Source organism: Citrobacter sp. Cb031 (genome assembly GCF_030336725.1).
Lineage (GTDB): Bacteria > Pseudomonadota > Gammaproteobacteria > Enterobacterales > Enterobacteriaceae > Citrobacter > Citrobacter braakii.
Window position 1 is genome coordinate 1 of the sequence record NZ_JAOWDA010000013.1, and the last position, 203, is coordinate 203.

General features: G+C 56.2%; 1 tRNA gene and 1 other RNA gene. Both read left to right on the forward strand.

Going from position 1 to position 203, the window contains the following annotated elements:
• Positions 1-76, forward strand: a non-coding RNA gene (locus OGV93_RS01255) — RtT sRNA; the annotation flags it as partial.
• A 68-nt stretch (positions 77-144) separates the two neighbouring features.
• A tRNA-Arg gene (locus OGV93_RS01260) sits at positions 145-203 on the forward strand.

Sequence of the window (203 nt, forward strand, 5' to 3'; positions counted from 1 at the left end):
TACCAGGGAGGATAACGTTGCTTCAGCAACGGCCCGCAGGGCGAGGCGCAGCCGAGTAATCCTCCCGGATGCACCATCTTACTTGATAGCGCTTTAGCAGCGACATCAAGTCTGCAGTAAAGCAAGTTTCCCTGATGCATCCGTAGCTCAGCTGGATAGAGTACTCGGCTACGAACCGAGCGGTCGGAGGTTCGAATCCTCCC